The organism is Corallococcus sp. 4LFB, from assembly GCF_046520365.1.
Lineage (GTDB): Bacteria > Myxococcota > Myxococcia > Myxococcales > Myxococcaceae > Corallococcus > Corallococcus caeni.
The window spans coordinates 1-2,948 of record NZ_JBKGHJ010000739.1; the positions used below are offsets into that span (position 1 = coordinate 1).

At 71.9% G+C, this 2,948-nt stretch carries 2 protein-coding genes and 2 pseudogenes; all 4 read left to right on the top strand.

All coding sequences use genetic code 11. The annotated features are described in order from the left end of the window. A pseudogene (locus tag ACLEQD_RS40410) lies at nucleotides 1–462 on the top strand (ferritin-like domain-containing protein); the annotation flags it as partial. Nucleotides 463–568: 106 nt separating this feature from the next. Further along, nucleotides 569–1,063, top strand: a complete 495-nt coding sequence (locus tag ACLEQD_RS40415; protein ID WP_410391266.1) for an endonuclease V — start codon at nucleotides 569–571, stop codon at nucleotides 1,061–1,063. A gap of 62 nt (nucleotides 1,064–1,125) precedes the next feature. After that, the gene (locus tag ACLEQD_RS40420; RefSeq protein WP_410391267.1) at nucleotides 1,126–2,256 is read left to right on the top strand and encodes a 50S ribosomal protein L11 methyltransferase; all 1,131 of its coding nucleotides are present in this window, start codon (nucleotides 1,126–1,128) and stop codon (nucleotides 2,254–2,256) included. 319 nt (nucleotides 2,257–2,575) lie between these two features. Continuing rightward, nucleotides 2,576–2,948, top strand: a pseudogene (locus tag ACLEQD_RS40425) (hypothetical protein); the annotation flags it as partial.

Below are 2,948 nucleotides of genomic sequence, written 5' to 3' on the forward strand. Positions count from 1 at the left end.
GGGGAGGAGGTCCGCCACACGCGCGCCGCGCGAGCGCTGGCCCGGCGACACGGCGCCACCGTGCCCGCGGTGGAGGTCGCCCCGTTCTCCTCGCGCTCGCTGGAGGCCCTGCTGTGGGAGAACGCGAAGGAAGGGTGCGTCGGGGAGACCTACGGCGCGCTGGTGGCCGGGTGGCAGGCCCGCACGGCGCGCGACGCGCAGGTGCGGGAGGCGCTGAGCCGGATCGCCGAGGATGAGCTGCGCCACGCCGAGCTGTCCTGGGCCGTGGAGGCCTGGGCGACCGAGCGCCTCGCTCCCGACGCGCGCCAGCGATTGCGTGAGGCGCGGCTCGACGCCTTCCACGACCTGGAGCGCAGGGTCGCGAGGGAGGAGCCCGACGCCGTGCTCGTCCAGGAAGCGGGGCTGCCCTCGCGCGACGCCGCGCAGCACCTCCTCCGGGGGCTCCAGGTCCTGATCGCCTGAGCCGCCGGGCCCCGGAGCGCCTGCGCGCCCGGGACGCCGGGGGCCGAGCTCGGAAGGCTCCAGGGGAGTGCGGAGACGTGTAGCCTGAGGCGCCAAGGAGGACTGGATGCTCGCCTGCGTGGACGTGGACTACCGCCCTGACGTCACCGTGGCCGCGTGCGTCCTCTTCCGAGGCTGGACGGACGCCAAGGAGGCCGGGCACCTGGTGGAGCGGGGCCCGGTCGCGGCCCCCTACGAGCCCGGCCAGTTCTACCGTCGCGAGCTGCCGCACCTGCTGCGGGTGCTGGCCGGGGTGCAGGAGCCGCTGGAGGCCATCATCGTGGACGGCTACGTGTGGCTCGGAGAGGACAAGCCGGGCCTGGGCGCCCACCTGTACGAGGCGCTCTGCCGCGCGGTGCCCGTCCTCGGCGTGGCCAAGACGCCCTATGTCACCACCGGCTCGGCCCTGCCCATCGTGCGAGGCCAGAGCCTGAAGCCATTGCTCATCACCGCCATCGGAATGGAGACTGCGACCGCCGCGGAGCACATCCGGCGGATGCACGGCTCCTCGCGCCTGCCGACGATGCTGAAGTTCGTGGACCGGCTGTGCCGGGAGTCCTGACTCCGGAACAATTCGTCGCAAGACGCGGGGCCGGAGGGGCCAGGACGTGCTACCCCAGGCCCATGGACCGTCCCCGCCGCCCCGCCGCCGCGACCTTCGAGTTTCCGGCCGACGCCGCGTTCACCTGGCGCTCGGAGAGTGACGAGCCCGCGCCCACGCGCCTGTCGCCCGTGGACGACGGGCTCAGCGCCAACGCCGCGCTCAAGCGCGTCCGCCGGGGCGAGTTCCTGCGCTACACCGGCGACTTCCACAACGCGAAGCAGCTGCTCGGCGCCCTGGGCCGGCGGCTCGAACAGCCCTGGCAGGCCCGCTCACCGCTGGAGGCCTTCCGGGCTGAACGCCGCGCGCGTCAGCAGGAGCACGCGACGCTGTCGCGAATCGTCGTCGCGCTCGACCGGAGCTACCACCTGGAGCTGGCGCGAGCGCCGGACGTCGCGGAGGCGTGCCGGCAGGTGTGGGGCGAGCCCACGACGGACTTCACCGTCGTGCCGCTCAAGCAGCTGCTCGGGATGCTCGGGGCGGCGGAGTGGCGGCGCAAGGGGCTGGCGGTCCCGGGGCTCAAGGGCCTGCTCCATCCGCACTACGGCGTCTACCTGCCCACGCGCACCGACTACGTGGAGCTGCTGTCAGCCGTACCGGACGTGAAGGGCAAGCGCGTGTTCGACGTGGGCACCGGCACCGGCGTGCTCTCCTTCCTCCTCCTTCAGCGCGGCGCGGCCTTCGCGCAGGCCACGGACTGCGACTCCCGCGCGGTGGCGTGCGCACGGGAGAACGCGGAGCGGCTCGGCCTCTCGCAGCGCTTCCAGGTGGTGGAGGCGGACCTGTTCCCGGAGGGCAAGGCGGACCTCGTCGTCTGCAACCCGCCGTGGATCCCCGAACCGCCCAAGAACCGCGTGGACCGCGCCGTGTTCGACGAGGACAGCCAGTTCCTGCGGCGCTTCCTCGAAGGGCTCCCCGCCGCGCTGACGCCAGGAGGAGAGGGATTGCTCATCCTGTCGGACCTGGCGGTGCTGCTGGAGCTGCGTCCACCCGGATGGCTCGAGGAGCAGTTCGAGCGCTGCGGCCTGAAGGTGGCATGGAGCAAGTCCAACCCGGCGCGGCACTCCAAGGCGAAGGACAAGGCAGACCCGCTGCACGCCGCTCGCTCCAAGGAGGTCACCACCCTCTACGGCCTCGTGCCCGCCGCCAGGTAGTACCAGGGCCGTGAAGCACCCCGAGGCCTTCGCCCGCGAGGGTGCCCCTCCGAGCAGGCCTTCCTGGGTGACAGCCTGGAGGGCCCCTTCGCACCGGGCGCCCTCGTGGCGCCGCGACCCGCAGGGTCCTGGTCGTGGCCCTGCCTCGCCCTGAAGGATGAAGCTCTTTCCCGCTGGGGGCTTGATGAGGGTACATCGCGCTTTCGCGCTACTCCTGCTGGTGTGGCTGACAGGCTGTGCCTCAGGGCGCGTGGTGCGGTTGGAAACGGGCCAGGGGCCGCCAGTCGTCTTCAGGCCTCACAGCGACGAAGCCGGACCGGTGGAGGTGGATCGGCGCGAGTTCAAAGCGGCCGTGGCGAGGCTGGCGCGGGGCGTGAGGCTTCCGGCCAATCCCCAGCAGGCCGCGCGGCGCCTGATGGCAGTGGACGCCCGAGGCGGCACGTATCTCTTTGATCCGCGCACCCGGCAGATGACGCCCTTGGAGGGGGCCGCACTTGCCTCCGACATGCCACCAGCGGAAGTGGAACTGACGCGGGCATATCTGCGTTGGTGCGAGCGCACCGGGCGCAAGGGCGACTGTCTGCATTTGCTGATGGAGAGCCCCACCGTCACCGGAGACGGGCGCTATGCGCTGGCAATGGCCATGGCTCAAGGTGTTGTCCTGGAAGAGATGCTGGATGCCTTCAAAGGCA

Coding starts and splice junctions, on each gene's coding strand:
- ACLEQD_RS40415 (WP_410391266.1), top strand. CDS start 569: ATGCTCGCCTGCGTGGACGTGGACTACCGCCCTGACGTCACCGTGGCC.
- ACLEQD_RS40420 (WP_410391267.1), top strand. CDS start 1,126: ATGGACCGTCCCCGCCGCCCCGCCGCCGCGACCTTCGAGTTTCCGGCC.